This is a genomic window from Devosia sp. (assembly GCF_035944845.1).
Classification (GTDB): domain Bacteria; phylum Pseudomonadota; class Alphaproteobacteria; order Rhizobiales; family Devosiaceae; genus Devosia_A.
The window spans coordinates 34,792-60,345 of the sequence record NZ_DASZAW010000062.1; the positions used below are offsets into that span (position 1 = coordinate 34,792).

General features: G+C 63.9%; 26 protein-coding genes. 9 read left to right on the top strand and 17 right to left on the bottom strand.

Annotated elements, in window-relative coordinates; all coding sequences use genetic code 11:
• Positions 1-79: 79 nt before the first annotated feature.
• From VGV07_RS10590 to VGV07_RS10600, 3 genes are all read right to left on the bottom strand, one after another.
• A complete protein-coding gene (locus tag VGV07_RS10590) occupies positions 80-262 on the bottom strand; it encodes a M13-type metalloendopeptidase (RefSeq protein ID WP_326868651.1) in 183 nt (60 codons plus the stop codon).
• A gap of 71 nt (positions 263-333) precedes the next feature.
• Positions 334-780 carry a FixH family protein gene (locus VGV07_RS10595; RefSeq protein ID WP_326868652.1) on the bottom strand — a complete coding sequence of 149 codons (447 nt, stop codon included), beginning with the start codon at positions 778-780 and terminating at the stop codon, positions 334-336.
• 28 nt (positions 781-808) lie between these two features.
• Positions 809-1,456: an AraC family transcriptional regulator gene (locus tag VGV07_RS10600; protein WP_326868654.1), complete on the bottom strand. Its 648-nt coding sequence runs from the start codon at positions 1,454-1,456 to the stop codon at positions 809-811.
• 354 nt (positions 1,457-1,810) lie between these two features.
• On the opposite strand from VGV07_RS10600, the gene VGV07_RS10605 reads away from it, so the two are divergent.
• Positions 1,811-3,235, top strand: coding sequence for a PLP-dependent aminotransferase family protein (locus tag VGV07_RS10605; RefSeq protein ID WP_326868655.1), 1,425 nt, complete (start codon positions 1,811-1,813; stop codon positions 3,233-3,235).
• Between the two features lie 127 nt (positions 3,236-3,362).
• Positions 3,363-3,578, top strand: a complete 216-nt coding sequence (locus tag VGV07_RS10610; protein WP_326868656.1) for a hypothetical protein — start codon at positions 3,363-3,365, stop codon at positions 3,576-3,578.
• A gap of 237 nt (positions 3,579-3,815) precedes the next feature.
• On the opposite strand, the gene VGV07_RS10615 is transcribed toward VGV07_RS10610, so the two are convergent.
• Positions 3,816-4,622 (bottom strand): alpha/beta hydrolase, encoded by an 807-nt coding sequence (locus VGV07_RS10615; RefSeq protein ID WP_326868657.1) that lies wholly within the window; start codon positions 4,620-4,622, stop codon positions 3,816-3,818.
• Between the two features lie 528 nt (positions 4,623-5,150).
• On the opposite strand from VGV07_RS10615, the gene VGV07_RS10620 reads away from it, so the two are divergent.
• Positions 5,151-6,260 (top strand): MFS transporter, encoded by a 1,110-nt coding sequence (locus VGV07_RS10620; RefSeq protein WP_326868725.1) that lies wholly within the window; start codon positions 5,151-5,153, stop codon positions 6,258-6,260.
• A 420-nt stretch (positions 6,261-6,680) separates the two neighbouring features.
• Here VGV07_RS10620 and VGV07_RS10625 read toward each other — a convergent pair whose 3' ends face one another.
• The 7 genes from VGV07_RS10625 to VGV07_RS10655 form a co-directional block, all read right to left on the bottom strand.
• Positions 6,681-7,205 carry a DUF6622 family protein gene (locus VGV07_RS10625; protein ID WP_326868658.1) on the bottom strand — a complete coding sequence of 175 codons (525 nt, stop codon included), beginning with the start codon at positions 7,203-7,205 and terminating at the stop codon, positions 6,681-6,683.
• Positions 7,202-7,945 (bottom strand): DUF2306 domain-containing protein, encoded by a 744-nt coding sequence (locus tag VGV07_RS10630; protein WP_326868659.1) that lies wholly within the window; start codon positions 7,943-7,945, stop codon positions 7,202-7,204. Before VGV07_RS10630 ends, VGV07_RS10625 begins: the two co-directional genes overlap by 4 nt.
• A gap of 63 nt (positions 7,946-8,008) precedes the next feature.
• Complete coding sequence (locus VGV07_RS10635) at positions 8,009-8,707, bottom strand: hypothetical protein (protein ID WP_326868660.1); 699 nt, start codon at positions 8,705-8,707, stop codon at positions 8,009-8,011.
• Between the two features lie 25 nt (positions 8,708-8,732).
• A complete protein-coding gene (locus tag VGV07_RS10640; protein WP_326868661.1) occupies positions 8,733-8,990 on the bottom strand; it encodes a hypothetical protein in 258 nt (85 codons plus the stop codon).
• Positions 8,991-9,098: 108 nt separating this feature from the next.
• Positions 9,099-11,726: a LuxR C-terminal-related transcriptional regulator gene (locus VGV07_RS10645; RefSeq protein WP_326868662.1), complete on the bottom strand. Its 2,628-nt coding sequence runs from the start codon at positions 11,724-11,726 to the stop codon at positions 9,099-9,101.
• A gap of 224 nt (positions 11,727-11,950) precedes the next feature.
• Positions 11,951-12,724: a DUF4386 domain-containing protein gene (locus VGV07_RS10650; RefSeq protein ID WP_326868663.1), complete on the bottom strand. Its 774-nt coding sequence runs from the start codon at positions 12,722-12,724 to the stop codon at positions 11,951-11,953.
• Between the two features lie 106 nt (positions 12,725-12,830).
• The gene (locus VGV07_RS10655; RefSeq protein WP_326868664.1) at positions 12,831-13,721 is read right to left on the bottom strand and encodes a LysR family transcriptional regulator; all 891 of its coding nucleotides are present in this window, start codon (positions 13,719-13,721) and stop codon (positions 12,831-12,833) included.
• A gap of 111 nt (positions 13,722-13,832) precedes the next feature.
• On the opposite strand from VGV07_RS10655, the gene VGV07_RS10660 reads away from it, so the two are divergent.
• Genes VGV07_RS10660 through VGV07_RS10670 form a run of 3 tightly spaced genes read left to right on the top strand, consistent with a single transcriptional unit; the run spans position 13,833 to position 16,276 of the window.
• A complete protein-coding gene (locus VGV07_RS10660) occupies positions 13,833-14,072 on the top strand; it encodes a DUF2798 domain-containing protein (protein WP_326868665.1) in 240 nt (79 codons plus the stop codon).
• Between the two features lie 6 nt (positions 14,073-14,078).
• Entirely contained in the window at positions 14,079-15,443 is a 1,365-nt protein-coding gene (locus VGV07_RS10665; protein ID WP_326868666.1) for an MFS transporter, read from the top strand.
• Between the two features lie 56 nt (positions 15,444-15,499).
• Positions 15,500-16,276 (top strand): class I SAM-dependent methyltransferase, encoded by a 777-nt coding sequence (locus VGV07_RS10670; protein WP_326868667.1) that lies wholly within the window; start codon positions 15,500-15,502, stop codon positions 16,274-16,276.
• A gap of 118 nt (positions 16,277-16,394) precedes the next feature.
• On the opposite strand, the gene VGV07_RS10675 is transcribed toward VGV07_RS10670, so the two are convergent.
• The 3 genes from VGV07_RS10675 to VGV07_RS10685 all read right to left on the bottom strand — a co-directional run bounded on the left by VGV07_RS10675 (position 16,395) and on the right by VGV07_RS10685 (position 19,499).
• A complete protein-coding gene (locus tag VGV07_RS10675; RefSeq protein WP_326868668.1) occupies positions 16,395-17,237 on the bottom strand; it encodes a carbohydrate ABC transporter permease in 843 nt (280 codons plus the stop codon).
• Positions 17,237-18,169 carry a sugar ABC transporter permease gene (locus VGV07_RS10680; protein WP_326868669.1) on the bottom strand — a complete coding sequence of 311 codons (933 nt, stop codon included), beginning with the start codon at positions 18,167-18,169 and terminating at the stop codon, positions 17,237-17,239. The genes VGV07_RS10675 and VGV07_RS10680 overlap by 1 nt, the downstream gene beginning before the upstream one ends.
• Before the next feature lie 70 nt (positions 18,170-18,239).
• The gene (locus tag VGV07_RS10685; protein ID WP_326868670.1) at positions 18,240-19,499 is read right to left on the bottom strand and encodes an extracellular solute-binding protein; all 1,260 of its coding nucleotides are present in this window, start codon (positions 19,497-19,499) and stop codon (positions 18,240-18,242) included.
• Between the two features lie 290 nt (positions 19,500-19,789).
• Between VGV07_RS10685 and VGV07_RS10690 the strand changes: the two genes are divergently transcribed.
• Genes VGV07_RS10690 through VGV07_RS10700 form a run of 3 tightly spaced genes read left to right on the top strand, consistent with a single transcriptional unit; the run spans position 19,790 to position 22,747 of the window.
• The gene (locus VGV07_RS10690; protein ID WP_326868671.1) at positions 19,790-20,989 is read left to right on the top strand and encodes an ROK family transcriptional regulator; all 1,200 of its coding nucleotides are present in this window, start codon (positions 19,790-19,792) and stop codon (positions 20,987-20,989) included.
• A 12-nt stretch (positions 20,990-21,001) separates the two neighbouring features.
• Positions 21,002-21,649 (top strand): ThuA domain-containing protein, encoded by a 648-nt coding sequence (locus VGV07_RS10695; RefSeq protein WP_326868672.1) that lies wholly within the window; start codon positions 21,002-21,004, stop codon positions 21,647-21,649.
• 9 nt (positions 21,650-21,658) lie between these two features.
• Positions 21,659-22,747, top strand: a complete 1,089-nt coding sequence (locus tag VGV07_RS10700; protein WP_326868673.1) for a sn-glycerol-3-phosphate ABC transporter ATP-binding protein UgpC — start codon at positions 21,659-21,661, stop codon at positions 22,745-22,747.
• Positions 22,748-22,820: 73 nt separating this feature from the next.
• Here the strand turns inward: VGV07_RS10700 and VGV07_RS10705 are convergent, their stop codons facing one another.
• The 3 genes from VGV07_RS10705 to VGV07_RS10715 are packed head-to-tail and all read right to left on the bottom strand — an operon-like array spanning position 22,821 to position 25,550.
• Positions 22,821-23,663, bottom strand: coding sequence for an ABC transporter ATP-binding protein (locus tag VGV07_RS10705; RefSeq protein ID WP_326868674.1), 843 nt, complete (start codon positions 23,661-23,663; stop codon positions 22,821-22,823).
• Entirely contained in the window at positions 23,660-24,694 is a 1,035-nt protein-coding gene (locus tag VGV07_RS10710; protein ID WP_326868675.1) for an ABC transporter ATP-binding protein, read from the bottom strand. The genes VGV07_RS10705 and VGV07_RS10710 overlap by 4 nt, the downstream gene beginning before the upstream one ends.
• A gap of 1 nt (position 24,695) precedes the next feature.
• The gene (locus VGV07_RS10715) at positions 24,696-25,550 is read right to left on the bottom strand and encodes an ABC transporter permease (protein WP_326868676.1); all 855 of its coding nucleotides are present in this window, start codon (positions 25,548-25,550) and stop codon (positions 24,696-24,698) included.
• Positions 25,551-25,554: the final 4 nt, after the last annotated feature.

The window sequence follows — 25,554 nt, forward strand, 5'->3', positions numbered from 1 at the left end:
CTCTCCTGGCTCGCCGGACTGCTGCTCTCGCGTCTGCTCAAGCGGATGATCCGCCTGATCACGGCGACGGACGGCTGGCCTACCAAGCTGTCACCCGCTTCTCAGGCGCCAGCCACATGGGGTCGCCTTCCTTGATGTCGAAGGCCTCATAGAAGGCGTCGACGTGTTGAAGCGCTGCGACGGCGCGGTACACACCGGGTGCGTGTACGTCGCTCTGGACCATCATCTGAAGGTGCTGATCAGTGGACTTGCTGGCCCACATTTGCGCCCAGGCGCCTCACACGATTGCACTATGATCTCCCGTCGGTCCGAAAGTGACCAAGAAAGGATCGATCAGAGCTGGAAGTTGAAAACTGCCTGGTCCGCCCCCGAAGCGGTAGTTCGGTGAATATTGATCACCCACCAGCCCCTCATACTGAATTCTATTCCAGAGAACACGAATGTGCCGTTATTCGTCGCACTCGCCTGACTCGGCGCACGCGGCAGACCGTGGCCGTGCTGTGGCATGCCGCCGTCGAGCGAGAGTGTCGAGGGATCGATCACCGATCCATCACTTGCTTTCAGCTTGAAGGCCCAACTCATCGGTTCCCCCACGACAACGGGACCGGTCACGACCGTGGCGGTGAAAGTGCCGCGCTCGCTGACCCGAGTGGTTGAAAGATCGAGATTTGCGGGCACGGGCAGCAGCATCATGATGCCCTTGGCTGCGGCAGCAGCCAGGAGAAGGCCAATAGGTATCGCCCAGGCCCAATGCAGGCGTCGGAACACGGTACTGGCCATTTTCTGTCTCTCAGTTTGAATGGTGCGCTCAGGCTGCGCGAGGCGAGCTGATCGATATGAAGGGCGACGACATGGCCGCTGCGCGCATTTCCGCGGGCCGCACGCCAAACTGTCTCTGGAAAAGCCGCCGGAAGTGGTGAAGGTTCTCGAAGCCTGCGGAAATCGCGATATCGGCTATTGGATCTCGGCTCGTCAGAATCCGGTTTTTCACCCGCTCCAGCTTTCGGGCAATGACGTAGCGATGCGGTGGAAGACCAACCGTGTGCTTGAACGCACGGGCGAAGTGGAACTGGCTCAAACGAGCCTGCGACGCTAGCGCCTCCAGGGTGATGGGTTGGTCCAGCATTTCTTCGACGTAGCTGGTGGTGCGCCGGATGGCAGCGCTGGACAGGACAGTGAGGCGCCGGGACCCGCCACGACCGGCAAGCTGATTGGCAATTGCGTGCTCCAGGCTGCTCGACTCTATCGGCGTGAGTTCGCGCACACCCAAGCACACCTCGCGCAGGACGTGTGCGATACCCAACATAGCCCCATGGGTGCAGAATTGCTGGAGCCCTCCTGTACGTCCCAAGGTAGGCTCAAGGATCACTCTGCGACCGACAGAGGCTTCGATGAAGTCCATGTCTGGATAGATTTCCAAGGTGTCGCTGTGTTCGCGCACCCTGAGTAGGGTCATGGGCTCTTCGCCAACCACGTAGAACGCGCCTGGCCGCGCGACCACGTCATACGTCTTTCCGCATTGCTCGACCGCTACGAGGTCATGGTGAGAAAAGACCACCTCGAGCCTGTTGGGCTGGGTGCGTGATACCCCCTCAAAAGGCGGGCGCCACGAGTATGTCGCTCGAGTCCTCGGCAGGTTTGCAGTGTGTCGTTGCTCTCCGCCATACAGTTTCGCCGCCTGGCCAGGGCGCTGACCTTCTATCACCTCTAACTCCACCGGCATCGTATTGCTTCTGGTGATAGGGGCCCGATTGGACTACAGACAGGTCCAATTCTGGAGAAGTTGACCAGACCACTTCGAGGCGTCGGAATGTTTCACATCAGCCTTGCCGAAAACGACGATCTTGGCGGTGCCATCTATCGTCAGATCCGCCGAGGCGTTGTTGATGGCGTTCTTCGTCCCGGCGATCGGTTACCGGCCAGTCGGGAGTTGGCCCGCACACTCGTCGTAGCCCGAGCGACTGTGGTTACCGCTTACGAGCGGCTGACCGCAGAAGGTTTTCTGCAGTCGCGCCAGGGCGCCGGCACGTTTGTGAACACCTGGTCCAAGCCAGATGCTCGTAAGTCAGACGAGAGGGAGAGGCAGCAGGCACTCCAGCCACGCTCGATTTGGAACGCCATCTCATTGCCGACTGCGTTCGACGCCGAGGCACGTTATGATTTTCGTACGGGCCTGCCGGACGCGTCGCTGTTTCCGCACCGTCAATGGCGACGTCTCGTAAATAGAGCTCTGCGCATCGCCGAGATTAACCCGCAGGGGAAATATGACACCCCTGCCGGACATCCGCGCCTCCGTTCGGCGATTGCGCGACACATCGGCGTGTCGCGCGGCATCACGGCGAGTGAGGACGATCTGGTCATTACCAGCGGTACACAGCAGGCAATCGACCTGGTCTCTCGCGTCTTGTTGGAGCCGGGAGATCGCGTGGCGGTGGAGACACCTGGTTACGAGGCAACGCGACGGTCATTCGAAGCCGCCGGCGCGGACGTGGTCGGCGTTCCGGTAGATGATGAGGGCATCGTGGTGGAAGCAATTCCCCGCGACGTTCGGGCGATCTACGTGACGCCCTCGCACCAATATCCAATGACGGTCACTATGTCGATGTCACGCAGGCGGGCACTGCTTGACTGGGCTGATTTGCACGGCGCAGCAATTATCGAAGACGACTATGACGGCGAGTTTCGCTTCGAGGGGCGCCCTCTTGAAGCTCTGCAAACGCTCGATAGCCACGGTCGCGTCATCTACGTCGGCTCCTTCTCAAAGACACTGCTGCCGGCCCTGCGTTTGGGATTTGTGCTGGTGCCCCCAACCCTGCGGACGGCGATCCGGAAGGCCAAGTATGTCAGTAACTGGCACGGCCCGCTGCTGGAGCAATCCGTGCTGGCCGAATACATCGAGAGTGGAAGTTTCGCTCGGCATGTCCGCAGGTTGAGCGGCGCTTACCGGGCACGACATCGGCTTATTGCCGAAATTATCCGCCGCGACTTTTTGGACCACCTCGAACTGGTCCCCTCGCACACCGGGCTGACCCTCACCGCCTTGGCGAAATCCGCGAACGTTCAGCAGCTCGCTGTCACCGCCTCTCGGGCCGCCGCCCTGGGCGTCGAGATCAACCAGTTGTCTTCGTTCGAGTTCGGCCGCCCCCCTCAGGCCGGCATCGTTCTAGGTTGCGGCGGCATCGCAGTGGCCGACATCGAGCCGGGCCTGCAATTGCTTCGACGCTGCTTCGACTGAAGGGGTAACCTCCAAAGTCGAATCTGGCCACAGGCAGTCGTCCGTAGCACGCGCCCAGCGAACAGAAGGCAGAGTGCGCCGGTGGCCGAGCACTCTCCGTCCAGTCGCTCTCAACGGGAGGTGGGGAATGTTACCGGTTCCGGCTACCCGCTCATCGACGGCTTTCTACGATACCGCCCCCCTGTTCTTTCACGACCACCCCCAGTGGAACAAGCGCGACGAGCGCGAGCGCAACGAAGCCGCCATCCGCGAGCACCTCACCTGTATCGACGCACTCCTGAGCCGCTCCCGACCCGCCATCGCCCCCTGCCGCAAGCACCGCGCCCGGCCAAGCAGACGCTGATCCGCTCGACCTCGGGAACGGGGGGCGCAGGGTAGTTTGCCCAGCTTGCAGCTGCTCGTCTGCCGGCGGCGCTCAATGACCGCGCAGCGCCACCAGCGGACGTCCATCCTATCCGGCGCGGTCGCAGACGAGATTCCGCGCGACTTTTGGAACACCCACGCCCATTTCAAGGGGCGCGGGTGTTGGTTTGTAAGCTGCCGTTACGAGCGCGCTCGCTTAACAGCAGCCAAGCAAAGGTCAGGCTGCCACGCGTAGCGCATTGCCGATGAACCTGATTGCTGCAGCCTGGCGCTCTGCCGCGTGGGCGTCAGCATGGCCTGCGCCGGGGATCGGACGAAACTCGTGTGGCACAGAAAGTTCCGTTAGCACACGATGCAGGTACCTTGCGCCGTCATACAGCGCAAACTCGTCCAACTCACCGCAATCAATGAAAATGCCAACGTCCGCAGCGCGTAGCGCAACGAGGTTGTTGCGCAGAATGCCGTAGACACTGCATGTTTCGTAGCCACCTGACCCCATGGCCCGATTTAGCTCATCGAGAACCGCCGACCGGTTCCGCGCTGGCACACTCTCCAAATCCTCAGCTGGAAACACAGTTGGACAAAGCGCGGCTACCGCTTGATAGGCGTTCGGACGCCTCAGAGCGATCTTAAGTGCTCCGTAACCGCCCATTGAGAAACCGATGGCGGCCCTGTGGGAAGCGAGCCGGTGACGTTCTGCCAGATGCTCCGGCAACTCGCACGCCACCATAGATTCCCACAGCGGCCCGCCAGGATAGTCGATGTAGAAACCACCTTGGGTTGGCGTTGAGGCACAGGCAACAATCACTGGGGGCAAGTATCCGGCAACCCAAGCGGCTTCGTATGCCGTTCGAGCCATTTCCAGTGACGCGGCGGACGACATTGCGCCGTGCAGATGGAGAATTAGCGGTAGCGGTTGCGCCGCGGGGATATGAGCCGGCACAAGTGTCTTGTACTCGACCTCGGTGGAGGTGGCTCGGGCAAAAAAACGATGAGTCTCGAGTTTGGCGACGGACGTCGACATTTGATTTCCTTGGTGTGAGTTGAGCATCGCAGATGCGTTTGGCCATCAGCAGCGCTTGTCGAGAGCGCGCGGTGTAACGATGCCAATGTCTGACGACGACCACTGTCCGTTACCAAGGGACCCGAAGTCTTCGGTGCAACCGGAGAGAACCTGCTCCAGCTTGCCGCGTCATTGCTCCGATCGGAGGGAATGTCAATCGGGGTCTATCGGCGCTCTTCTGGAAGCGGCAGCGCCAATGGCGGCCTAGTGCCACAAGCCGTCATTGCCGGTGTGCGATCGCGCCGAAAGTGGACGCACTCTCCCTGCCGGCACTCTGACGAAGATGGTTCGAACCTAAGTCTTGTGGCATAAGCCTCAACGGTGTGGGGGGACGGTCGTGACCGAACATGTCGGGTTCAGAGCGCTGATACGTCAGCCTGGATTCCTACCACTTTGGATCGCCGACGGCCTTTCTAATCTAGGTGTATTCACGTTCTCTCTGGCCCTGCAGTTTCTGTTAATCGACGTGATTGGTGCAACCAGATCGAGATCGGAATGGTCCGCTCGGCACAGTGGCTGCCGTTCCTGCTGTTCGGCCTCATTGCTGGTGTGATCGCTGATCGTGTCCAGCGCAAGCATTTGCTGGTGGGGACGGATATCTCTAGCTCGATCCTTATCTTCCTGATCGCAGGGTTGGCCATCGGCGGCGTCCTTACGGTGCCCGTATTGATGGTGTTGGTATTCGCCCTGGGCTTGGTGACCGTGTTGAACGGAGGCACACATCAGTCTTTCGTGGCGGACCTTCTGCCAGCGCACCTGCTCACCAAAGGCAACGTGGTTCTGAGCCAAAGCTATACTGTCGCGCAGACGTTGGGCCCCGTCATTGGCGGCTTGTTGGTGCGCCTTGTAGGAGCGCCTTTCACCATGGTGGCAAACGCCATCTCCTATGCCCTTTCAGCGCTATTGATGTTGCGTGTGCCGGACGTGGACAGCCAGCGGGTGCCGACGCGGCAGTCGGTGCTGTCTGACCTCAGGGAGGGCTTCAGCTATGTCTACCGCCACCCCACGTTGGCGCCATACGCGCTGAGTCTGCACACCTGGTTCATCGGTAACAGCGTCGCCGGCACGGTATTCGTGTTCCGTGCCGCTTCGATCGGGCTGGACAGCGCGACGATTGGCCTGACACTGGCCTGTGCGGGTGTGGCCGGACTACTTGGCGCGGCCATGGCAGAGAAGACTGCGACCTGGCTGGGACTGGGTGTTGTTGTAGCGGTTTCCGACTTCTGCACCGGCCTCGGTTGGCTCCTCATTGCGATCGCACCAGTTGGCGACACTGCGCTGTGGGTGATCTGTGCCGGACAGGTCCTCTATGGTGTCGGCTTCGGTGCCACCGGCCCGCTGTCGGGAAGCTTCCGCAATGCCGTGACCCCGCCGCAACTGCGCGGTCGGATGAACACGACAATCCGGTCATTCAACTGGGGGTTGATGGCGGTCGCGGCGCCGCTTGGTGGTTGGCTGGCTTACGCCTTCGGTGATCGTGTCGCACTGGGGATCGGTGGCGCAATCATACTCATATCGGCGGCGGCACTGGCTTCGAGCCGATTTCGTAAGGCGGTAATGCCGGGAGCGGAAAGGCCTGCGAGCGTTGCACCGGATTGAGTGGCCGGATTGGGCCATGTGTGGACGGCTGAGCCTTGTTTTGCGCTGCTTTGACTGATCGAAATTGAGGCCAGCCAACCACACGCCAGCCCGCCCGGATTAGGACGTTCCCCGTTAGGCCGCGAGAGCCTCGACCTCGTACGGCTTGTAGCTGGGAGCTACACCAGTATCCTCATCAACACCGCGGAGCACTTCTAGCGTCAGAAGCTTGTCGTGCTAGAAGGCGGGACTTAACTCCAAGGACGGGATTGAGGGCTCTGCGAAATCAGGCAGCGCAATTTCCAGGTCGGTGCGAAGCGCCGTCAACCCGCCCCAAGTGTCTTGCTGATTTCGACCGCCGCGGCACCTAGCGCTTCTGCGCCGGTTAAATCGATGCGTAGTCCAAGAACGCTTCACTCGTTATGCGACGGGCCAATCGTCCTAGCTAAGGTGCATGCCAATTTCTCGCGAGGTTGAAAAGTATACCCGCAGCCTTGCCGCGGTGCGGCCGAGAAAGAGTCCCGAGAGCAGCGCGGAGGTGAATAGGGTTCCCAGATGCCAAGTCATGTCTGCGTTGAGCGCAGGGGCCATGGCCGAGACGATACTGGTGGCGTAGCGGAACACCAGAACCAACACGATCTGGACCAGTGACCACCATTCGCCACGCAGCCAGATCGAGCCATCCGGCAGACGCCGGGTGGCGTCAGGTCGCTCAAGCCGCCAGGCCGCAGCGCTGCCGATGACCAGCACCAGTACTGCGGCGGGCAGCGAGCTTGGCCCGGTGGCGATGATGTTAAGGATTGCGAGGATCGTAACGACCAGAGGCAGGATCAGCTCACGCCAGAGGGGCAAGGTGCGGTCGCGAGTGCGCTGGAAGCCGAGGAAAATCAGGAGTGCGTATAGCGGCCAGACCCAAAGCGGCGTGTGGATGACGATGATGGCAATGGTCTCGAAGAGGTCGCTCATAGTGTTGGTCCTTGCTGGTTTGGTAGGGCCGAGTTGGGTGAGGATAGATTTCGACTCGCGAGCGCGGAATGCGCAGCATTTGCACTCAATTCCTGCACGGGATGCCATTGCCGGGCTCGCCGGACGACGAGCTCCGCTATGGCCAGATTGATCAGCCAGGCTGTGCCCATCAGAAGCGCCTTGCCCATTTGATCGGGAGCCCCTGCCACGCCCTCGGCGGCCATGGACACGAGCGCCTGAGTGCCGGCACCCAAGCCAATGGCATAAGCGCGCATCATCCAGGCACGATGCTGGGGGACGTTGCGGCGCCGGATGGCCGCGAACCCCAGCACAATGAACACGAGCATGGCGCTGGAGAACACGAGGCGGATCGCAAACAGAAGATCGTTGGTATCGGGGAGACGCTGATGGAACAGGGTCATCCACATGCCAGAAAGCCCGGCGATCAGTCCGCACATCATCAGCACCCGACCGACGCCGCGATGCCAACCGGGAGACTGGCGCCGGAATGCAGCTACGAACTGAAGAGCGCCGAGGGTGGCGAAGGCGGCGGCCGCCAGCACATGAAGGACGACCGGACTGGGCGAAGCGATATGCCGGATGGTTACGGGCCTGACGCGACCGGCTGCCAACTCGACGATGACGTAAATGCCAACTGCGATCGGGATGGCGGACACGAGCATCAGAGAAAGGGCGACCAACCAGGGCGCAGTTCTCATCTTCGATTGCTCCAGGCCCATTCTTTCCTCCAGAGGAAGGTCACAGGTGGCCCGAGGGTCGCCTGTGACATGGGGTGCCCGGTGTTACCGGACGGCCTGGCCGAGGCCGGCTTCTGCCGAAGCGTGGGCCAATACGGACTGCCGCAAGGACCACACGCCGTAGCCGAGCCAGGCGACGGCCAGGCCGACCGGGATACCGGCAAGGCGCTGCAATTCATGCGGCAGCAAGGCGGCCGCAGGCGTAACCACAGCGGCGACGGCGAGAAGGATGGCGGCCCATTTTGGTAGGATGCCGGCTCGCACGGTCGCAATGCCGAACAGCAGGCCGCCGAGCATGTAGCAGAGGCCGGCAATGCTATAGACGGCTCCCGCCGGGCCGATATCCATGGTCGGCTGTGTGCCATTGGCGAGCGTGAGGAAGCTCTCAACGAGCTGCGGCGCGACGCCGGCTGCGATCGGCAGGATGAACCCCTCGGTGAAGATGAAGACAGCCTGCAGGAACCACGTGACGATCAGCAGCGCGAAGCCCGCGAGGCCGAGCCAGCCGGCGCGGTTCGCCTGGCGGCCGTAGATCCCGGTGATCCCGACGAGGAAGAACAAGCACATTGCGAGCTTGGCATACATGAAGGCCGCCCAGGTGCCGGTCGTGACCGATGTCAGGTAGTCGGCGGGATGGATTGGCTGGATGCCGGCGAAGATCAGACCGCCGGCGATCGCGGCAAGGCCGGACCAGCGGATGATGGAAGCGGCGTTGGGTTGGGACTGTTTGCCGTTGATGGCCATGGATATCTCCCTTGGTTGCGATGGATCAGTGCGTGTGTGCTTTGGCGTCGATACGAACGACCGAGATCAGCGGCAGCCCGAGGTCACGAATGCGTTGCAGAAGCCCATGCAGGGCTGCTTGGTCCGCCACGATGCCGTGCAGGAGCGTCGTTCCTGCGGCTTCATGGGTGAGGTTCGGCACACCCAGCCGCTCCGCCCAGCGCGCGTCGAGATGGCCACCGAGACGGATCTCGTAGGTCCCGGACTCGTGCTTGGCTGCGGGCTTGGCTGGTTGGTCGCTCATCGTCGGCTCTTGTGTTCGGGCGAGGTCGTTCGCCGCGGACACTCATGAGCGCCGATGTGGTGAGACCGGCTCACCACATGTGGTGAGCTCGGACGATTTTCTTGTAGGTTAGCGGCGCTGCAGGCCGAGTTCTTCTGCCCGGCGTACGGCGGCGCGGCGATTGTTCACGTCCAGCTTCTCGAAAAGATTCTTGGTGTGTGTGCGCAGCGTGTTCAGCGAAATCCCGAGCTCACGGGCAATTTCCGGCCCGCCCAGATCGCCGCGGAACAGCCGGAGCACGTCGAGTTCGCGCTCGCTCAGCGGTTCGAGCAGGTCAGGATGCGTTGTGGGCTCCAGCTCCCGCGGACCCAGCGCCTTGAGCAGTCTCCTGGCGTATTGCGGCGCGATGCGGTGCTTGATCGCGGACTTGAGAAGTGTCGCCATCGCTTCACCCTCGTCGATGAAGACCCGGGCGTAACCCTGCGGCTCGGTCAAGGCCAGCGCGCGTCCCAGAGTGGCAATTGCACCGGCCATATCGCCGGTACCCTGGCAAGCCAGCGCCCTGAGCATCAGGAGCTCTATGACGCTTCCGATTCGCCCACCACTTTCGGCGGCTTGCAGCAGGCGGTCGAGGAAATCGATCGTCGCCGAGCCCGTCTTGCCTTCCGCCAGCATCAGTCTGGCGAGTGTGATGTGCTGGAACTCTCGCAGGTAGCTCAACTCGTCATCGGCGCTGATCCCGGCAGCCGCCACCCAATGAGATGCCTCTGCCAGCTGTCCCTGCATGATCGCGGCCCGCGCAATCATCGCGCTGATCGGCCGGACATCAGGATAGAAATCGGCAACGTAGACCCGCTCCGCCTCGGCAAGCAGGGCAATCGCCCCCTGCCCGTCTCCCTCCGCGCGAGCAAGCTGCGCCTTGGCAATGCGGAAGCGGGCCGGGTAGCGTGGCGTGGCGCCCCGCTCACCGAAGTCCTCGCTCGCGAGCAGATGCCTCCGGGCCGAAGCGAGGTCGCCGCGCAACCCATGCAGTTCTGCGAGCGCAACGTGAACATCCGCGATGCCGCGCGTCACGGGCGTGCCGTCCACAACCAGGTCCAGCGCGGCCCCACAAAGCCTGAACGCTTCATCGAGCCGCCCCTGTGCGATGCAGATATCGACCGGTGCGACACTCGAGGCGAGCACATCGGCGACGTGCCCGACTCGCCGCAGCCCGGCCAGGCAGTGGCTCCATGCCCTAATCGACGAGGCGAGGTCGCCCCGCGTCCAGAACGCAATGCCAAGAAATCCCGAAGCTCCGGCGCGGGTGAGGTGATCCTCGGATGGGGCTACCGCGAGCACACGCTGTGACTGCGCGATGACAACATCCATGTCGCCGCGCATCTGAGCCAACGCCGATCGGAAGAGCGCAATGGCGCCAGGTAGTTGCTCGAATTGATCCCGGTCAGTGAAGATCGCGGATCCCACCGAGCCTTGTCCAGCTGTCAAACAATGCTCGGCATCCCGCAGAAGCGCATCGACTTCGCCGAACCCACCCACCGACACCAGTGCACCGGCAAGGCCGACGCTCAGCACCGGCCGCCGCTTCACAAGATCGACGGGAAGCGCCAGGATCATCTTTGCCATTGCCGCATCCTGCCGGTGCATGCGCAATTCGGGAATGGCGAGTTCGATCAGCCCCGCGGCACTTTCAAAGTCCCCGCCGGCCAAGGCATGACGTATCGCTTCGCGACGGTCACCATTCTGCTCGAACCAGGCGCTGGCACGACGATGCAGCCCCGGCAGCAACTCTTGCAGCTCATCGGAGAAGTGCGTCAGCAGTACATCGGCAAAGAGATGGTGGTACCTGTACCACTCGCGGCGATCGTCGAGCGGCACGAGGAACAGGTTGCTCCTATCCAGTGACCGCAGCATCTCACCGGCGGCTCTTGAGCCGGTCACGGTCCGGCACAGCGATCCACACAGCCTCTCAAGAAAGCAGGTCTGCAACAGGAAGGTGCGAGTCTCGGTCGATTGGCGCTGCAGCACCTCCTCAACCAGATAGTCCACTATGTAGCGATCGCTGCCCTCGAAGCTCGCAATGAAAGCGGCGACATCGGTTCGCCCCTTCATCGAGAGCGCCGTCAACTGCAGCGCGGCGATCCAGCCTTCGGTTCGGTCCCCAAGGACTGCAATGTCTCGCTCGGTCAGGGCTGTGTCCACGGCACCCAAGAGATAGGCTGAGATCTCTTCGTCGGTGAACCGCAGGTCTGCAGACCGGATCTCGCAGAGCTCTCCTCGCGCCCGCAGGCGCGGCAACGGCAGCGCCGGATCTGCCCGCGTGCTGATCACCAGATGCAGGTTGGGCGGCAAATGCTCCACGAAGAACGCCATCGTGGCATGCACCACCGGGAGGTCGATGACATGATAGTCGTCGAGAACAATGTAGAATTCTTGCTCGCTCAACCCAAGCTCGTTGAGCAGCTCGACGAGGATGTCGTCGTCGGGCTGTTGGCCCGACTCCAGAACCTGGAGGGCGGCGTTGCCAACAGCCGGGACTGCCTTTCGAATGGCGGCAACCAAATGCGCCCAGAAGGATGTTGCCTCGTTATCCGTCTGATCGAGCGACAGCCAGGCGACTGCCCGGCCTGTACGCGACGAGCGTGCCAGCCACTCGGCAAGCAAAGTGGTCTTTCCGAACCCGGCCGGCGCCGACAGGATCGTCAGTCTGGTGTCCCATGCCCGATCGAGCATCTTGCGCAGGCGCGAGCGCTCCACGACGCCTGGTCGTGCGGCCGGAACGTGCAGTTTCGTTGCGATTAGCGGCCCAACCATAGGACAACTCTGACTTGGGGCCACTGTAGAAAGCAAGCCTTGCGCCTCGCTCAATGTCGAAGGGGAGGACGCTTGCCCTCCCCTTCCAGTCGTTTGGTCGGCGATGCCTCGCTACGACGAGACGCGACATCGCTGGCCGTCGGATGGTGATGTCGCGCTGGCCGACCTCACGACTGCCGGGCATCGAGGGCCGCCAGCGCCGCGGGGTTGAACCCACGGACCAGCAGCCAGATGCCAAGGAGCAGTTCCCAGAAGAACTCCGGGGCAACGGAAAGGCTATGGGCGGTCGAGCCGAAGTCGAAGTGGCCGAACATCACGCCACAGCTGCCGAGCAGGAGAGCCGGGCCGCCGATGAGACCGAGGATCGAGAGGAAGCGCGGCAGCAGCCGGGTCTTCCACATCATGTACCCCAGGATCAGGCCATTGCCGACGCCGACCACGACACCGGGCCCCATCTTGAACGTCCAGTCATGAACGGCGACCAGCGCCTGCCCGACCACGGCAAGCGCGGCTGGGTCGGCGTCTCCGGCAGTCGCCCGCAACGTGACGAGAGCGAGAACCGAGATGATGCCCATCGCGATGAAGGCGCTCTCCATGATACGCGCCGCGACGAAGCCAAGGCTCAGGACGGGGAAACGCCGCTTGAGCACCGGGTAGAGCGTGAGCGCCGAAGCGATGTTGGCGGCGATGAGCAGCAGCTCGAGAATGGCCCCCCACGAAACACCCGCATCGAACGGACCGCCCAGTACGAAGGCCGGATCGCTCAGTGCCGGGACATAGAGCGTGAGCACGGGCGGAATGGACGTGGCGTAGGTGAGGAGGAAGAACAGGCCGGTGAGCCGGCCAAGCAGCTGGGCGTCCTTGGCGGCGCTCCGTCCGGAGACGGCGGCAGGTGCGGAGAAGATGTCGACGGCAGGGGCCGACGTAGTGATCGTAGTCATCTAGTGCCCTCATGGGTTGGTGGTTGCGAACGCCACCTTGGTAGGACACCGGCAAATGTTGCGGAACGCGCAGCATCTGCACTTCATCCGTGCACCAGACGCTATGTCAGGATGTTCGTGAGCACACAGTGCGGAGGCACGACCGCAGCCAGCGATGCGCCAGGTCGCCATCGAGCCGTGGGTGCCACAGCATCGATATTGTGAAGCGCGGGACATCGAACGGCAGTGGGAAGGTGCGGACGCCCTGCCGCAACCCCTCGGTGTGCCGCTCGGGGACGGTTGCGACGAGGTCGGTGTCGCGCGCCAGGGCAATTGCCGTGGCGAAGCCGCTGACGATTGCGGCGATCCGCCGTTCGTGGCCCGCGGCCTCTATGGCCTCGTCGATTTCGGAGCTATGGAGGCCGCGTCGCAGGATCTGGATGTGATCTGCCGCGGCGTATTTCTCCACCGCCACGCGCGTCCGCGGCAAGGCATGGCCGTCCCGCACCACGCCGACCCAGCGGTCATCGAACAGCGGGAATGCTCGCATTTCGGGTGCCGTCGTCTGGTCGATCACGCCGGTCTCGATATCCACCTCGCCCTCGCGTAGGGGCGCGCTTTCCTTGTCCGGCTTGCCGAGGAAGTGCAACAACACCCCCGGCGCGTCCTTGCCCACTTCGGCGATAAGGCGTGGCCCGAATGTCTCGGCGAACCCCTCGCTGGTTCGCAATGTGAACCGCCGGTTGAGGGTCTTGAGGTCCAGCTTCTCCGCCGGCCGCAGGATGGAATTGGCACTGTCCACCAGGGGTCCGACCTGCCCCCTCAGTTCCAGCGCCCGCGGCGTGGGGACAAGCCCGCGCCCTGCCCGCACCAGCAGCGGATCGCCGGTCACCTCGCGCAGCCGCGTCAGGGCGCGGCTCATTGCCGAGGGGCTGAGCCTCAGGCGTCGCGCCGCTCCAGCGACGCTGCCCTCGGCAAGCAGGACATCGAGGGTCACCAGAAGGTTGAAGTCGGGCATCGGATGGCTCTGGTACATAGCGTCACATGCACGAATATGATGCGAACGGTGCGCGTTCCGCAATAGTCGGCAAGCCCATAGGTGAGAGGCTCCAAACAACAGGAGTTTCCAATGCCTGCCCGTTTCGCCCCCGTCCTCTTCGGCTTCATCCTTTCCGCACTGATGTCCTTGCTGGTTTCGGGCATCGCGACCTTGCGCAATGCCGGCTTCGTCGACGATTTCCTCAGCATCTGGGTCGGCGCCTGGCTGCCGTCCTGGCTGATCGCCTTCCCGGTGGTCCTCGTCGTCGCGCCTATCGCCCGGCGCCTCGTCGGCCTCCTTGTCAAGGCGCCGGCTGCCCGCGCGAACTGATCGAGAATGACAACACTCTCCACCACCGGCCAAAGCTGGCGGCTGGCAGCTCTCGGCTTCGCCATGCTGCTGCCCTCGGCAGGAACAAGCATCGCCAATGTCGCCCTGCCGACATTGGCGACCGCCTTCGGCGCGGGCAGCCAGGACGTGCAGTGGGTGGTGATCGCCTACCTGCTCGCCACCACCACGCTGATCGTCGCTGCGGGCCGCCTCGGCGATATGCTCGGCCGCCGTCGCGTCCTGCTGCTGGGCGTCGCCGTCTTCACATCTGCATCTGTCGCAGCCATGCTGGCGCCCTCCCTCTGGCTGCTGGTCCTCGCCCGCGCGGTCCAGGGGCTCGGCGCCTCCGCCATGATGGCGCTGGCCGTCGCCGCCATAGGCGATTTGATGCCTCGAGAGCGGGCCGGCGCCGCAATGGGAATGCTCGGCAGTGTCTCGGCGATCGGCACGGCCTTGGGCCCATCGCTTGGCGGTGCCCTCATCGCTGTCTGGGGTTGGCAGGCGGTCTTCGCGTTCCTTGCGACCCTCGGCGCCGTCACGCTCGGTCTCGGGCTGCTGGTGCTGCCCCGCGATGGGGAAACCGCGGGCCCGCGCATCGGACTGGATATTCCGGGCATCGGCACGCTGGCCATCGCCCTGGGGGCCTACGCCCTGGCGACCACGGTCAAAACCGATCTCCAGACCAGCGCCCTCCTCGCCGCCGTCTCGCTCGCCGCCTTCGCCGCATTCGTCTTGATCGAGCGGGCTGCGGCCGCACCGCTCGTCCAGTTCGGAGAACTTCGCAATGGCGAACTCGCTGCCGGCCTCGTCTCCATCGGATTGGTCTCGGTCATCATGATGTCGACGCTGGTGGTCGGTCCCTTCTACCTATCGCACAGCCTCGCGCTGGATCCCCTGGCGACTGGCCTGATCATGTCGGTGGGACCGGCCGTTGCCGCCATGGCCGGCGTACCGGCCGGGCGGCTTGTCGATCGCATCGGCGCCCGGCGGGTTGCCCTCATCGGCCTGGCCAGTGTGGCAATCGGCGCCATGCTGATGGCCCTCCTGCCGTCCGGCGCCGGCATCCCCGGCTACCTCGCCAGCCTGTCGGCGATCACCGCCGGCTACGCGTTGTTCCAGTCGGCGAACAATACCTCGGTCATGACCAGCGCGGCAGGTGGAAGGCGAGGCGCCATTTCGGGCCTGCTTGGCCTGGCGCGGAACCTCGGATTGATCACCGGCGCATCGGTGATGGGCGCAGTCTTTGCTGGCGCGTCACAGTTGCCGGGCGGCGCAGAGGCTGGCATGAGGGCGACCTTCCTTGTCGCGACCACGATTGCGATCGGGGCAATTTTCGTCACGCTCTGGGGCCAGAGGCCAGCGACGGCTTGACCTCGCCCGCCACGAGGCCGACGCTGCTTCTCGCGAGATAGCGTCGGGGCATAGTTGTGGCAGAGGTAAGGTTCAGCGACGGGGCCAGCTATGACCTGATGATGGGGCCATGGAGCCGCAGCGTCGGCGAACTGTTCCTGGACTGGCTTGACCCTGCGGCCGACCTCGATTGGATCGATGTCGGTTGCGGCAGCGGCGCGTTCACCAGCCTCGTCGTTGAAACCTGCGCCCCGGCCTCGGTGCTGGGGGTCGATCCCTCGCATGCCCAGCTCGACTTCGCCCGCGGGCGTGGCCTTCCGCCGCTGGCGCGGTTCGAGCCCGGCGATGCCACCTCGCTGCCGGTGGCTGACCGCACGTTCGATATCGCGGTTGCGGCTCTGGTGGTGCACTTCATGCCCGATCCTGCCGCCGGTGTCCGGGAGATGGCGCGCGCGACAAAGCCGGGCGGGCTGGTCGCCGCCTATTCGTGGGACCTGCTCGGTGGCGGCTTCCCATACGACGATCTGTATTCGCGCATGGCATCGTCCGGCTACCCACCGCCCGCTCCACCCAGCCCCGCGGCCGCCGATCCCAGGGAACTCAGACAGACATGGGAGCTTGCCGGATTGGCCGACATCCGACAACGCGCACTGACGGTGACCCGGCAGTTCGTCGACTTCGACGACTACTGGCGCACCGCCGTCACGTCCCCCCGTATCGCCGCCGCCCTGCAGCGTGTCCCCGAGGCGCTGATGGCCATACTCAGGGCAGAGGTCGAAGCCGCCGTCCCGCGCCGCCCGGATGGCGCCGTCGTCCCCAAGGCAACCGCCAATGCCATTGTCGGACGAGCATGACGGCCCGATTTCTCGAACTACGCATGCCACGTTGCGGTGAGTTGAGGACCGCACCGGAAGAGCAGCCCATCGAGACGAGCAGTCGGCTTGGAGATCGCGAAGTCGGCGTTCGGCCGCGTCAGCCCTTCACCGCGCCACCGGTCAGCCCGGAGATCACGTAGCGCTGGGCGAGGAGGAAGAACGCGATGGCCGGCAGGATCGAGAGGGTGAGGAACGCCAGGATGCGCGGCCAGTCCGAACCGTACTGGCCCTGGAACTGCATGATCCCCAGCGGCCAGGTGTATTTGGCATCGGAGTTGAGCACGATAAGCGGCAACAGGAAGCTGTTCCAGCTGCCGACGAAATTGAACACCCCGACCGTGGCGATGATCGGCAGGCAGAGCGGCAGCGTGACGTACCAGTAGATGCGGATATAGCCGCAATTGTCCATGCGCGCCGCATCGATCAGTTCCTTGGGCAACTCCTTGAAGAAGTTGTAGAACAGCAGCACCGAGAACGAGATGGAGAACGCCACCTGCGCGATGATGATACCCAGGTGGCTGTCGAGCAGCCCCAGGTCGCGCATCTTGATGAACAGCGGCAGGATCGCGGTGGCCGATGGAAACAGCAGCCCCAGCATCAGGTAGCTCATCAGGAACCGGCTGCCGAAGAACTTGATGTGGGCGAAGGCGAAAGCCGTCATCGAGGCGAGCAGCGTCGACAGCACCACCGAGCCCAGCGCCACGAGCAGCGAGTTGAGCAGCGAGGACACATAGCGCGGCCCGCCGATGATCTCGGCGAAGCGCACCGGGTCCCAACTCTGCGGCAGCCCGAACGGATTGACGCGCAATTCGCCGATCTCTTTGAAGCCGCCCAGCGCCGTGGTGTAGAACGGCACGATCACGAAGGCGGCGACCACCAATAGCGTGATCCATTGCACGACAGAGATGGCCGGGCGACGTTTCCTCGATGCCGTGGCCATCAGTTCTGCTCCACCCTGAAGAGAATGCGCCGATAGGCGAGCGCCACGATCACGCAGGCGATGAACAGCAGCACGCTCACCGCACCACCAAAACCCAGTTTCATGCGCAGGATGCCGAACTGGTAGAGGAAGGTCACGATGGTGTGGCTCGAATGCGAGGGGCCGCCATTGGTGAGCGGGATGATGATGTCGAACAGCTGCAGCGCACCGGTGATGGCGAAGAACACCGAGACCACGATGGCCGAGCGGATCATCGGGATTTTGATGTGGCGCACGATCTGCCACTTCTTGACGCCATCGAGCCGCGCCGCCTCGACCACCTCGTTGGGGATCGACTGCAGGCCGGCAATGAAGATCATCATGTGAAAGCCGAAATACTTCCAGGTGATGACCAGCATGATCGCCGGAATGACCCAGAACTTGTCGGCCAGGACGAACGGCATCTTGGTGCCGAGCGTGTCGCCGATGATCGGCAGGAGCCCGTAATTGCCGTCGTAGACGAACTTCCAGATCAGCCCCGCCGCCACCTCGGCCAGCATGAAGGGCAAAAAGAAGATCGTCCGCAGAATGTTGATGCTGACCGAGCGCTCCGACAGGGCGATGGCGCACCACATGGCGAGCGGCAACTGGATCAGCAGCGAGACGGCCACCACGATCAGGCTGTTGCGCACCGCGGTGCCGAAATTGCGATGGTTGATCACGTCGGCGTAGTTTTCGAAGCCGACGAAATCGGTGATCGGCCCGTAACCGTTCCACTGAAAGAACGAGAAAGTACCGGCATCGACCATCGGCAGGACGACGAACACGGTGAACAGGATCAGCGAGGGTGGCAGGAAGATCAGCAGCGGGACCAGGCTCTTTCGATCCATGTAGCGGCGCCGGCGGACGGCGACACCTGTGCCCGCGGCAACTCCGGTCGTGATGCTTGCCATACTCGCTTCCCTTCGAGGCAGATGCGGTCGGCGGGGCAATCGTTGCCCCGCCGGCCTCAAGGCCAACGCCTTAGTTGGCCGCGTCGTCCACGGCTTCCTTGACCTGCTGGGCGGCGTCTTCGGCGCTGATCGCGTTGGCGGCGAGATCCGCCGACACATCGTTCACCACACCACCGACGGCCGGCCCGAGCGCCTGGTCGAAGAACAAGGCATGCCAGTGGGCCTTGTTGATATCCTGCGCCACCATCACCTTGAACGGGTTGGTCATGCCGTCGGCCGCCCCGTTGACGATCGGGATGTAGTAGCCGGCATTGGCGAAGCGGGACTGCACCGGCTTGGCGTTGTACCACTCGATGAACTTGACCGCGTCGTCGGAGGCGTTCTTGGAGAACAGGTAGCCCGACAGGCCGCCCAGCGTGTCGGTCGGGTCGCCCTTGCCCCCGTCGATGGTCGGGAACGGCAGGATACCGAGCTGGTCATCAGGGATACCCTGCTTGGTCGCCGAGTTGTCCTTCATGGCGCCGTAGTCCCAGTCGCCCATCAGGTGCATCGCGGCCTTGCCGTCGCCGAAATAGCCCGAGGCATCGCCATAGGTCGCGGCCTGGAAGCCCTCCTGCCACGGCTCGAGCTGAGCAAGCTGCAGGAAGAGCTGACCGGCCTTGACGAAATCTTCGCCGGCAAAGCCGTCGCCCTCGCCGCGCGCCGCGGCGTTGAAGCCGTCCTGCCCGGCCAGACGCACCACCAGCTTGCTCCACCAGAAGTGCGCCGGCCACTTGTCCTTGCCACCCATCGCCAGCGGGGTGATGCCGGCATCCTTGAACTTCTGCACGGCAGCGAGGAACCCGTCCCAGGTCTTGAGGCTCTCGGGGTCGACGCCGGCCTGGGTGAACAATGCCTTGTTGTACCACAGCACCACTTCGGCCACGTCGCGGGCGATACCGTAGATATGGCCGTCAGGCGCAGTGAAGGCTGCCACGCCCGCCGTACCCTGGGCATCCTTGGCTTCCTGCGACAGGACGCCCTCGATCGGCCGCAGCACGCCGGCCTTGGCCTGCTCGTAGAACACCCCACCGCCCCATGAGTGGAACACATCGGGCGCATCGGCAGATTGCAGCAGCGTCGTCAGCTTGGCCTTGAATGCCTCGTTCTCGAGGAACGGCAGCTCGATCTTCACGCCCGGATTGGCAGCCTCGTACTCGGCCACCGCCTCGGTCATCAGTTTCACCTCGTCCGGGATGGACGCGATGTTCAGGTACTTCACCACTGTTTGGGCCTGCACCGGCGCGAGCGCCATCAGGCCGAGCATTGCGGCAAGCGCAATTCGCTTCATGGGTTTCCTCCTCCTCTGGGCAGCCGGGCGCTCTGGCGCAGTCGGCCGCAGCGGCAGACGCGGTCCCTACCGCAATCACCACTTGCTACTTTCTAAGCATCCCTTATTAAAGGAAGCAAGAGGCACGTACCTCAGCACCGCATAAACAGCTCGGTCTGCGGATAGACGCTTGAGGGCGACCTGTTTTTCGATACTCTGCCGCTGAGTATCGGCTATTCGACGATCGTGCCGTTCGCGCCTTTTGTACGGGTTACAAAGCAATTGACTGACCAGACGCCCGGGGCGAGTTCGTGACCGTAAAGATCGCAGATCCGCTGCTGATGCGGGAAATCAATAAGTACCATGTGCTGGAGACGATCCGGTGCCATGGCCAGATTTCGCGGGTCGAGATCTCCGAACGCACCCTGCTCAGCGGCACCACGGTATCGGCCATCACCGCGGCGCTGATCGAGGAAGGCCTGATCGAGGCCATCCACACCGCCCCCACCAATGACAGCCAGCGCGGTCGCCCCCGGGTGCTGCTCGGCCTCGTTGCCGACGCCGCCTATGTCGCGGGGGTCAAGATCTCCGAAACCCAGATGACTGCCGCCATCGCCGATTTTCGCGGCGAGACGGTTGCCGCGCTGCAACTGCCGATCCGCCTCGCCCGCCAGGCGCCGGAGGTGATCGCCGACCTGATCGAAGATGCGCTGCGCGACTGCATCGCCCGCAGCGGCGTCGACGTCGCCCGCATCAAGGGTGTCGGTATCGGCGTGCATGGCATCGTCGACCCGCGCTCCGGCCGCAGCCACGCCAGTCCGGTGTTCGGCGAACGCGAAGTGCCGCTGGCCCAGATGCTCGAAGCCCGCATGGGGATGCCGGTCAAGATCGACAAATCGGCGCATCTGGTGGCGCTGGCCGAGAGCTGGTTCGGCTACGCCCAGAAAGACCACAGCTTCGCCGTGGTCACGCTCGACCGAACGGCGGGCCTCGGGCTCTGGATCGAGGACGAAATCCACCGCGGCGCCAGCGGCCTCGGGCCGGCCTTCGGCCATACCAAGGTCGGCAACGAGGGGCGCCCGTGCAGTTGCGGGCAGACCGACTGCCTGAATACCTACCTGACCATACCCGAGCTGGAGACGGTTGGCGGGCTTCGGGTCGAACCGGCGCGCAATGGCGCCGCGATGCTTGCGAGCCTCGCCGAAGAGGTGGATGCCGGCGACGCGGCAGCCGCGCGGATCCTCGCCTTGCACGCCGAAAAACTCGGCCTCGGCTTGAGCCATGTGGTCAACCTCATCAACCCTCAGAAGATCATCGTCGCCGTGGATATGCCGCGCTACGGGCAATTGCTCGAGCCGGCGCTGCGCGACAGCCTCGCCGCCAACAGCTTTCCCGCCCATTGGGCGGCGACCAAGTTGATCTTTCACACGCTCGACGACCAGATGTGGGCCCGCGGTGCGGCCGCCCTCATGCTGCGCGACATCTACAGCGCGCCTTGGACGGCCGCATAAGGGAGAGTTCTGATGGGCAAGAAGGCCTTGATCGTTTGGGGCGGATGGGACGGGCACACCCCGGAGCGATCTGCCGGCATCGTCGCGGACCTGCTCGGGCGGCATGATTTCGACGTGACGATCGATTCCACCACCGAGGCGTTTGCCGACGAGCGGCTGGGTGAAAACGACCTGATCGTCCCCGTCATCACCATGTCGCGGATCGAGAAGGAGGAGCTCACCAACCTCATCGCCAGCGTGCGGGCCGGCACCGGGCTCGCGGGGTTCCACGGGCTGATGTGCGACAGCTTCCGCAACGAGCCGGACTACCAGTTCATGACTGGCGGCCAATGGGTCGCCCATCCCGGAAACATCATCGACTACACGGTAGAGGTGAGCCGGCCCGACGATCCGATCATGCAGGGAATCACCGATTTCCCCTACCGCTCCGAGCAGTACTACATGCATGTCGACCCCTCCAACGAAGTGCTGGCGACCACCACCTTCAAGGGCGATCTGTTCGATGAACTCGAAGGCGTGGTGATGCCGGTCGCCTGGAAGCGGCGCTTCGGCAAGGGCCGGGTGTTCTATTCGTCGCTGGGGCACGTGGCCGATGAGTTCGCGGTGCCTCAGATGGCGACCATGTTCGAGCGCGGCGCGCTCTGGGCGGCACGGCAGTAGGGGGATCAGATGGCCGAACTGCAGCTACGCGGCATCAACAAGAGCTTCGGCGCCATCAAGGTCATCCACGATGTCGATCTCGATATCGGCGATGGCGAGTTCGTGGTGTTCGTCGGCCCCTCGGGTTGCGGCAAATCCACCCTGCTGCGCACCATTTCCGGCCTCGAAGAACCGAGCTCGGGCCAGGTGCTGATCGGCGGCGAGGACGTCACCGATTACGACCCGTCCGAGCGTGGCGTCGCCATGGTGTTCCAGAGCTATGCGCTCTATCCGCACATGACGGTGGAACAGAACCTCGGCTTCGGCCTCCGGATGGGCGGCATGCCCGCCGACCAGGTCGCCCAGCGCGTCGCCAATGCAGCCGGCACGCTGGAGCTGACCGAGCTCCTGGCCCGCAAACCGCGCCAGCTTTCGGGCGGCCAGCGCCAGCGCGTCGCCATCGGCCGCGCCATCGTCCGCCAGCCCAAGGCCTTCCTGTTCGACGAGCCGCTCTCCAATCTCGATGCCGAGCTGCGGGTGCAGATGCGCATCGAAATCGCCAAGCTCCACCAGCAGCTCGGCGCCACCATGGTCTACGTGACGCACGACCAGGTCGAGGCCATGACGCTGGCCGACCGCATCGTGGTGCTGCGCGCCGGCAAGATCGAGCAACAGGGCACGCCGATCGAACTCTACGACGATCCGGATAACGTGTTCGTCGCCGGCTTCATCGGCTCGCCGCGCATGAACTTTCTCGAGGGCACGGTGACCGGCACCACTGACGGCGGCGTCACCGCTTCGCTTACCGCCTTCGATGCGCCCGACCTCAAGGTCGGCTGCCGCGGCAAAACGGCAAGCGTCGGCCAGAAGATCAACGTCGGCATCCGGCCCGAGCACTTCAGCGCAGCCGGCGCCGAGGGCGGCGCGCTGACGGCCAAGGCGCAGGTCGTGGAGCAGCTCGGCGGGGTCTCCTATGTCTATGCGGTCGGCAAGGACGGCGAGACCAAGGTGACCATCCAGCAGAAGGGCCACGCCCGGCTTGCCACCGGCGCGCCGATCAGCGTCGACATCGAGCCCGGCGCCGCCCTGGCCTTCGACGCCAACGGCCTACGCCTGTAGCACCGGTCGGCGACGATCTGGAAAGGCGGGCTGTCACTGCCGCGGCCAGCCAATGCAGCGGCGGGCCAGGCGCTTAAGCCTCCACCACCTGCCGCCCCCGAATAATCGCCGACGCCTCGGCCGGGTCGGGCGGCAGCACCGCGCCCTTCAGCGCGATCGAATAGGGTTGGGTCGGGTGCTCGAGCACCGTCCGTGCGTCACCGCTTTCGATCACCCTGCCCTTCTGCATGATGATGACACGGTCGGAGATGTAATAGGCCGTCGCGAGATCGTGGGTGATGTAGATGATCGAGACCTTGAGCTCGTCGCGCAGCTCGCGGAACAGGTTGACGATCGACATGCGCAGCGACGCATCGACCATCGAAACCGGTTCGTCCGCGACGATCAGCTTGGGGTTGGGGATCAACGCCCGGGCCACGGCAATGCGCTGCAGCTGCCCGCCCGACAGCTCGTGCGAGTAGCGGCCACGCACTTCCGCCAGCGACAGCCCGACCCGCTGCAGCGCCGCATCCGCCGCAGCTTCGCGGGCGTCGCGGTTGTTGGCGGCGAGGAAGCGATGGGCGGTGGCGAACAGATATTCGTCGAGCTTGGTCAGCGGGTTGAACGCCTCGAACGGGTTCTGGAACACCGGCTGCACCTTGGCCATGAAGGCCTCGCGCGCCGCGCGGCCACGGATCGTGGTGACATCGGTGCCATCAAAGCTCAGCCGCCCCTCGCTCGGCAGCTCATTGCCCAGCATCATCTTGGCGAGGGTGGATTTGCCGGAGCCGGATTCCCCGACAATGGCGAAGATCTCAGGTTTTTCGGCGCTGAGCGTGAAGTTGACGTCGTCCACCGCCTTCATGGTGCGGCGCGAAAACAGCCCGCCGACCGGAAAGCGCTTGGTGACGTGATCGAGTTTGAGCAGGTCGGTCATGAGGCCACCGCCTCTCCGGCGCGAAAACAGGCAACGCGGCCGCCGGTGGCGCTGGGCAGCATCTGCGGCACTTCCTTCGAACAGCGCTCGATGGCGAGCGGGCAGCGCGGATGGAAGCGACAGCCGCTCGGCGGATCGGAAAGCGCCGGCGGCTTGCCGGGGAGGCTCTTCCTGATCCGGACATCGCCGATGCGCGGCAGGCTGCCGATCAGGTGGGCGGTGTATGGGTGCTGCGGGTTGTCGAACAGCGCCTGGGTGGCCCCCTCCTCTGCCAGCCGCCCGGCATACATGATGGCCAGCCGGTCGCTGATTGCGGCATGGACGCTCATGTCGTGGGTGACGAAGATGATCGAGGCCTGCATGCGGGCCTGCACATCCTTGATCAGCCCCAGCACATCCTGCTGCACCAGGACGTCGAGCGCCGTGGTGGGTTCGTCCGCGATAATGAACTCAGGCTCGCACACTGTGGCGAGCGCAATGGTGATGCGCTGCCGCATGCCGCCCGAAAGCTGGTGCGGAAAGGCTTCCAGCACATCCGGATCGAGCCCCAGTCGCTCGAGGTGCTGGCGCACCTTGCTCCAGAACGCTGCGCCGCCGAGCCCCATGTGGCGATAGGCGAAATCGTGGAACGAGTGCTTCACCCGGCGCACCGGGTTGAGCACGTTCATCGAGCCCTGCATGATGTAGCTCAAATGCCGCCAGCGCGCCGGCTTCAGCTGTTCGGGCTCGGCGTAGACATCGATCTCCCGGCCGCCGAAATCGAACTTCACCGAGCCATCGACCACCCGCATCGGCGGGCGGATGGCCCCGGCCAGCGTCTTGATCAGCGAGCTCTTGCCGCTCGAGGATTCGCCGGCAATGCCATAGACCTCGTTGCGGTTGACGGTAAGGCTGATGTCGTCGACCGCCCGCACCTCGCGGCGCACTCCAAAGTGCTCGTTGATGTAGTAGGCCTTGAGCCCCTCGACCGTCAGGACGTTCTTGGGCGCCACGGCAGACGCTTTGGCCTTCGCATTCAGGACGTCGTGCATGTCAGGCTCCCATCCGGGCGAGCCGGCTGCGCGGATCGATATATTCGTTCACCGACATGGCCAGCATGAACAGGCCGAGGAACAGGATGACGACGAACACCATCGGCACCGCGATCCACCACCAGATGCCGGCAACCATCGCCGAATGGGCATTGGCCCAGTAGATCATCCCGCCGATGGTCGGCCGGTTGATGTCGGAAAACCCCAGGATCGACAGCGTCACCTCGAGCCCGATGGCCCAGATCAGGTTGTTCATCGTGGTGTAGAAGACGATCGGCATCACATAGGGCAGATGCTCGCGCCAGAGGATCTTGCCGGTCCGCATGCCCGAGAACACCGCGTGGCGGGTGAACTCGCGGTTGCGCAGCGACAGCGCCACCGAGCGGATAAGCCGGCTGTCATGCTGCCAGCCGAGCAGCGCGGCGGTGACCGCGAGGATCGGCCAGCTCATCTGGTCGCGCAGTACGAACACCAGGAGCAACAGGATCGGGATGTTGGGCAGCGCGTTCAGCGTGTCGTTGATCGCCATGATCACCTGGTCGACCCGGCCGCCCAGATACCCCGAGACGAGCCCGACGGCGATGGCGATCACCCGGCTGACCAGCGCCACGACGACACCGAACATCAGCGTGTTCCGCATCGAGGCCGCCAGCTGCCAGAACAGATCCTGCCCGCGCGAATTGGTGCCCAGCCAGTACTCGGCCGATGGCGGCATGTCGGGGATGACGACATAGGTCATCATCTCGTCATAGGGCGCAAAGAACGATGCGACGACCAGCGCCAGGATGATGGCGATGCAGATCGAGCCCAGCAGGAACTCTCGATTGTAGCGCAGCAGGTCGATGAGAATCTTCATGGCG

What these genes read in the sequence shown, in the direction of transcription:
- VGV07_RS10700 (WP_326868673.1), top strand. Translation starts at nt 21,659, where the DNA reads ATGGCCGAACTGCAGCTACGCGGCATCAACAAGAGCTTCGGCGCCATC.
- VGV07_RS10610 (WP_326868656.1), top strand. Translation starts at nt 3,363, where the DNA reads ATGTTACCGGTTCCGGCTACCCGCTCATCGACGGCTTTCTACGATACC.
- VGV07_RS10605 (WP_326868655.1), top strand. Translation starts at nt 1,811, where the DNA reads ATGTTTCACATCAGCCTTGCCGAAAACGACGATCTTGGCGGTGCCATC.
- VGV07_RS10640 (WP_326868661.1), bottom strand. Translation starts at nt 8,990, where the DNA reads ATGAGCGACCAACCAGCCAAGCCCGCAGCCAAGCACGAGTCCGGGACC.
- VGV07_RS10715 (WP_326868676.1), bottom strand. Translation starts at nt 25,550, where the DNA reads ATGAAGATTCTCATCGACCTGCTGCGCTACAATCGAGAGTTCCTGCTG.
- VGV07_RS10625 (WP_326868658.1), bottom strand. Translation starts at nt 7,205, where the DNA reads ATGAGCGACCTCTTCGAGACCATTGCCATCATCGTCATCCACACGCCG.
- VGV07_RS10600 (WP_326868654.1), bottom strand. Translation starts at nt 1,456, where the DNA reads ATGACCCTACTCAGGGTGCGCGAACACAGCGACACCTTGGAAATCTAT.
- VGV07_RS10595 (WP_326868652.1), bottom strand. Translation starts at nt 780, where the DNA reads ATGGCCAGTACCGTGTTCCGACGCCTGCATTGGGCCTGGGCGATACCT.
- VGV07_RS10705 (WP_326868674.1), bottom strand. Translation starts at nt 23,663, where the DNA reads ATGACCGACCTGCTCAAACTCGATCACGTCACCAAGCGCTTTCCGGTC.
- VGV07_RS10655 (WP_326868664.1), bottom strand. Translation starts at nt 13,721, where the DNA reads ATGCCCGACTTCAACCTTCTGGTGACCCTCGATGTCCTGCTTGCCGAG.
- VGV07_RS10615 (WP_326868657.1), bottom strand. Translation starts at nt 4,622, where the DNA reads ATGTCGACGTCCGTCGCCAAACTCGAGACTCATCGTTTTTTTGCCCGA.
- VGV07_RS10680 (WP_326868669.1), bottom strand. Translation starts at nt 18,169, where the DNA reads ATGGCAAGCATCACGACCGGAGTTGCCGCGGGCACAGGTGTCGCCGTC.
- VGV07_RS10665 (WP_326868666.1), top strand. Translation starts at nt 14,079, where the DNA reads ATGACAACACTCTCCACCACCGGCCAAAGCTGGCGGCTGGCAGCTCTC.
- VGV07_RS10710 (WP_326868675.1), bottom strand. Translation starts at nt 24,694, where the DNA reads ATGCACGACGTCCTGAATGCGAAGGCCAAAGCGTCTGCCGTGGCGCCC.
- VGV07_RS10635 (WP_326868660.1), bottom strand. Translation starts at nt 8,707, where the DNA reads ATGGCCATCAACGGCAAACAGTCCCAACCCAACGCCGCTTCCATCATC.
- VGV07_RS10685 (WP_326868670.1), bottom strand. Translation starts at nt 19,499, where the DNA reads ATGAAGCGAATTGCGCTTGCCGCAATGCTCGGCCTGATGGCGCTCGCG.
- VGV07_RS10660 (WP_326868665.1), top strand. Translation starts at nt 13,833, where the DNA reads ATGCCTGCCCGTTTCGCCCCCGTCCTCTTCGGCTTCATCCTTTCCGCA.
- VGV07_RS10695 (WP_326868672.1), top strand. Translation starts at nt 21,002, where the DNA reads ATGGGCAAGAAGGCCTTGATCGTTTGGGGCGGATGGGACGGGCACACC.
- VGV07_RS10590 (WP_326868651.1), bottom strand. Translation starts at nt 262, where the DNA reads ATGTGGGCCAGCAAGTCCACTGATCAGCACCTTCAGATGATGGTCCAG.
- VGV07_RS10630 (WP_326868659.1), bottom strand. Translation starts at nt 7,945, where the DNA reads ATGGGCCTGGAGCAATCGAAGATGAGAACTGCGCCCTGGTTGGTCGCC.
- VGV07_RS10675 (WP_326868668.1), bottom strand. Translation starts at nt 17,237, where the DNA reads ATGGCCACGGCATCGAGGAAACGTCGCCCGGCCATCTCTGTCGTGCAA.
- VGV07_RS10650 (WP_326868663.1), bottom strand. Translation starts at nt 12,724, where the DNA reads ATGACTACGATCACTACGTCGGCCCCTGCCGTCGACATCTTCTCCGCA.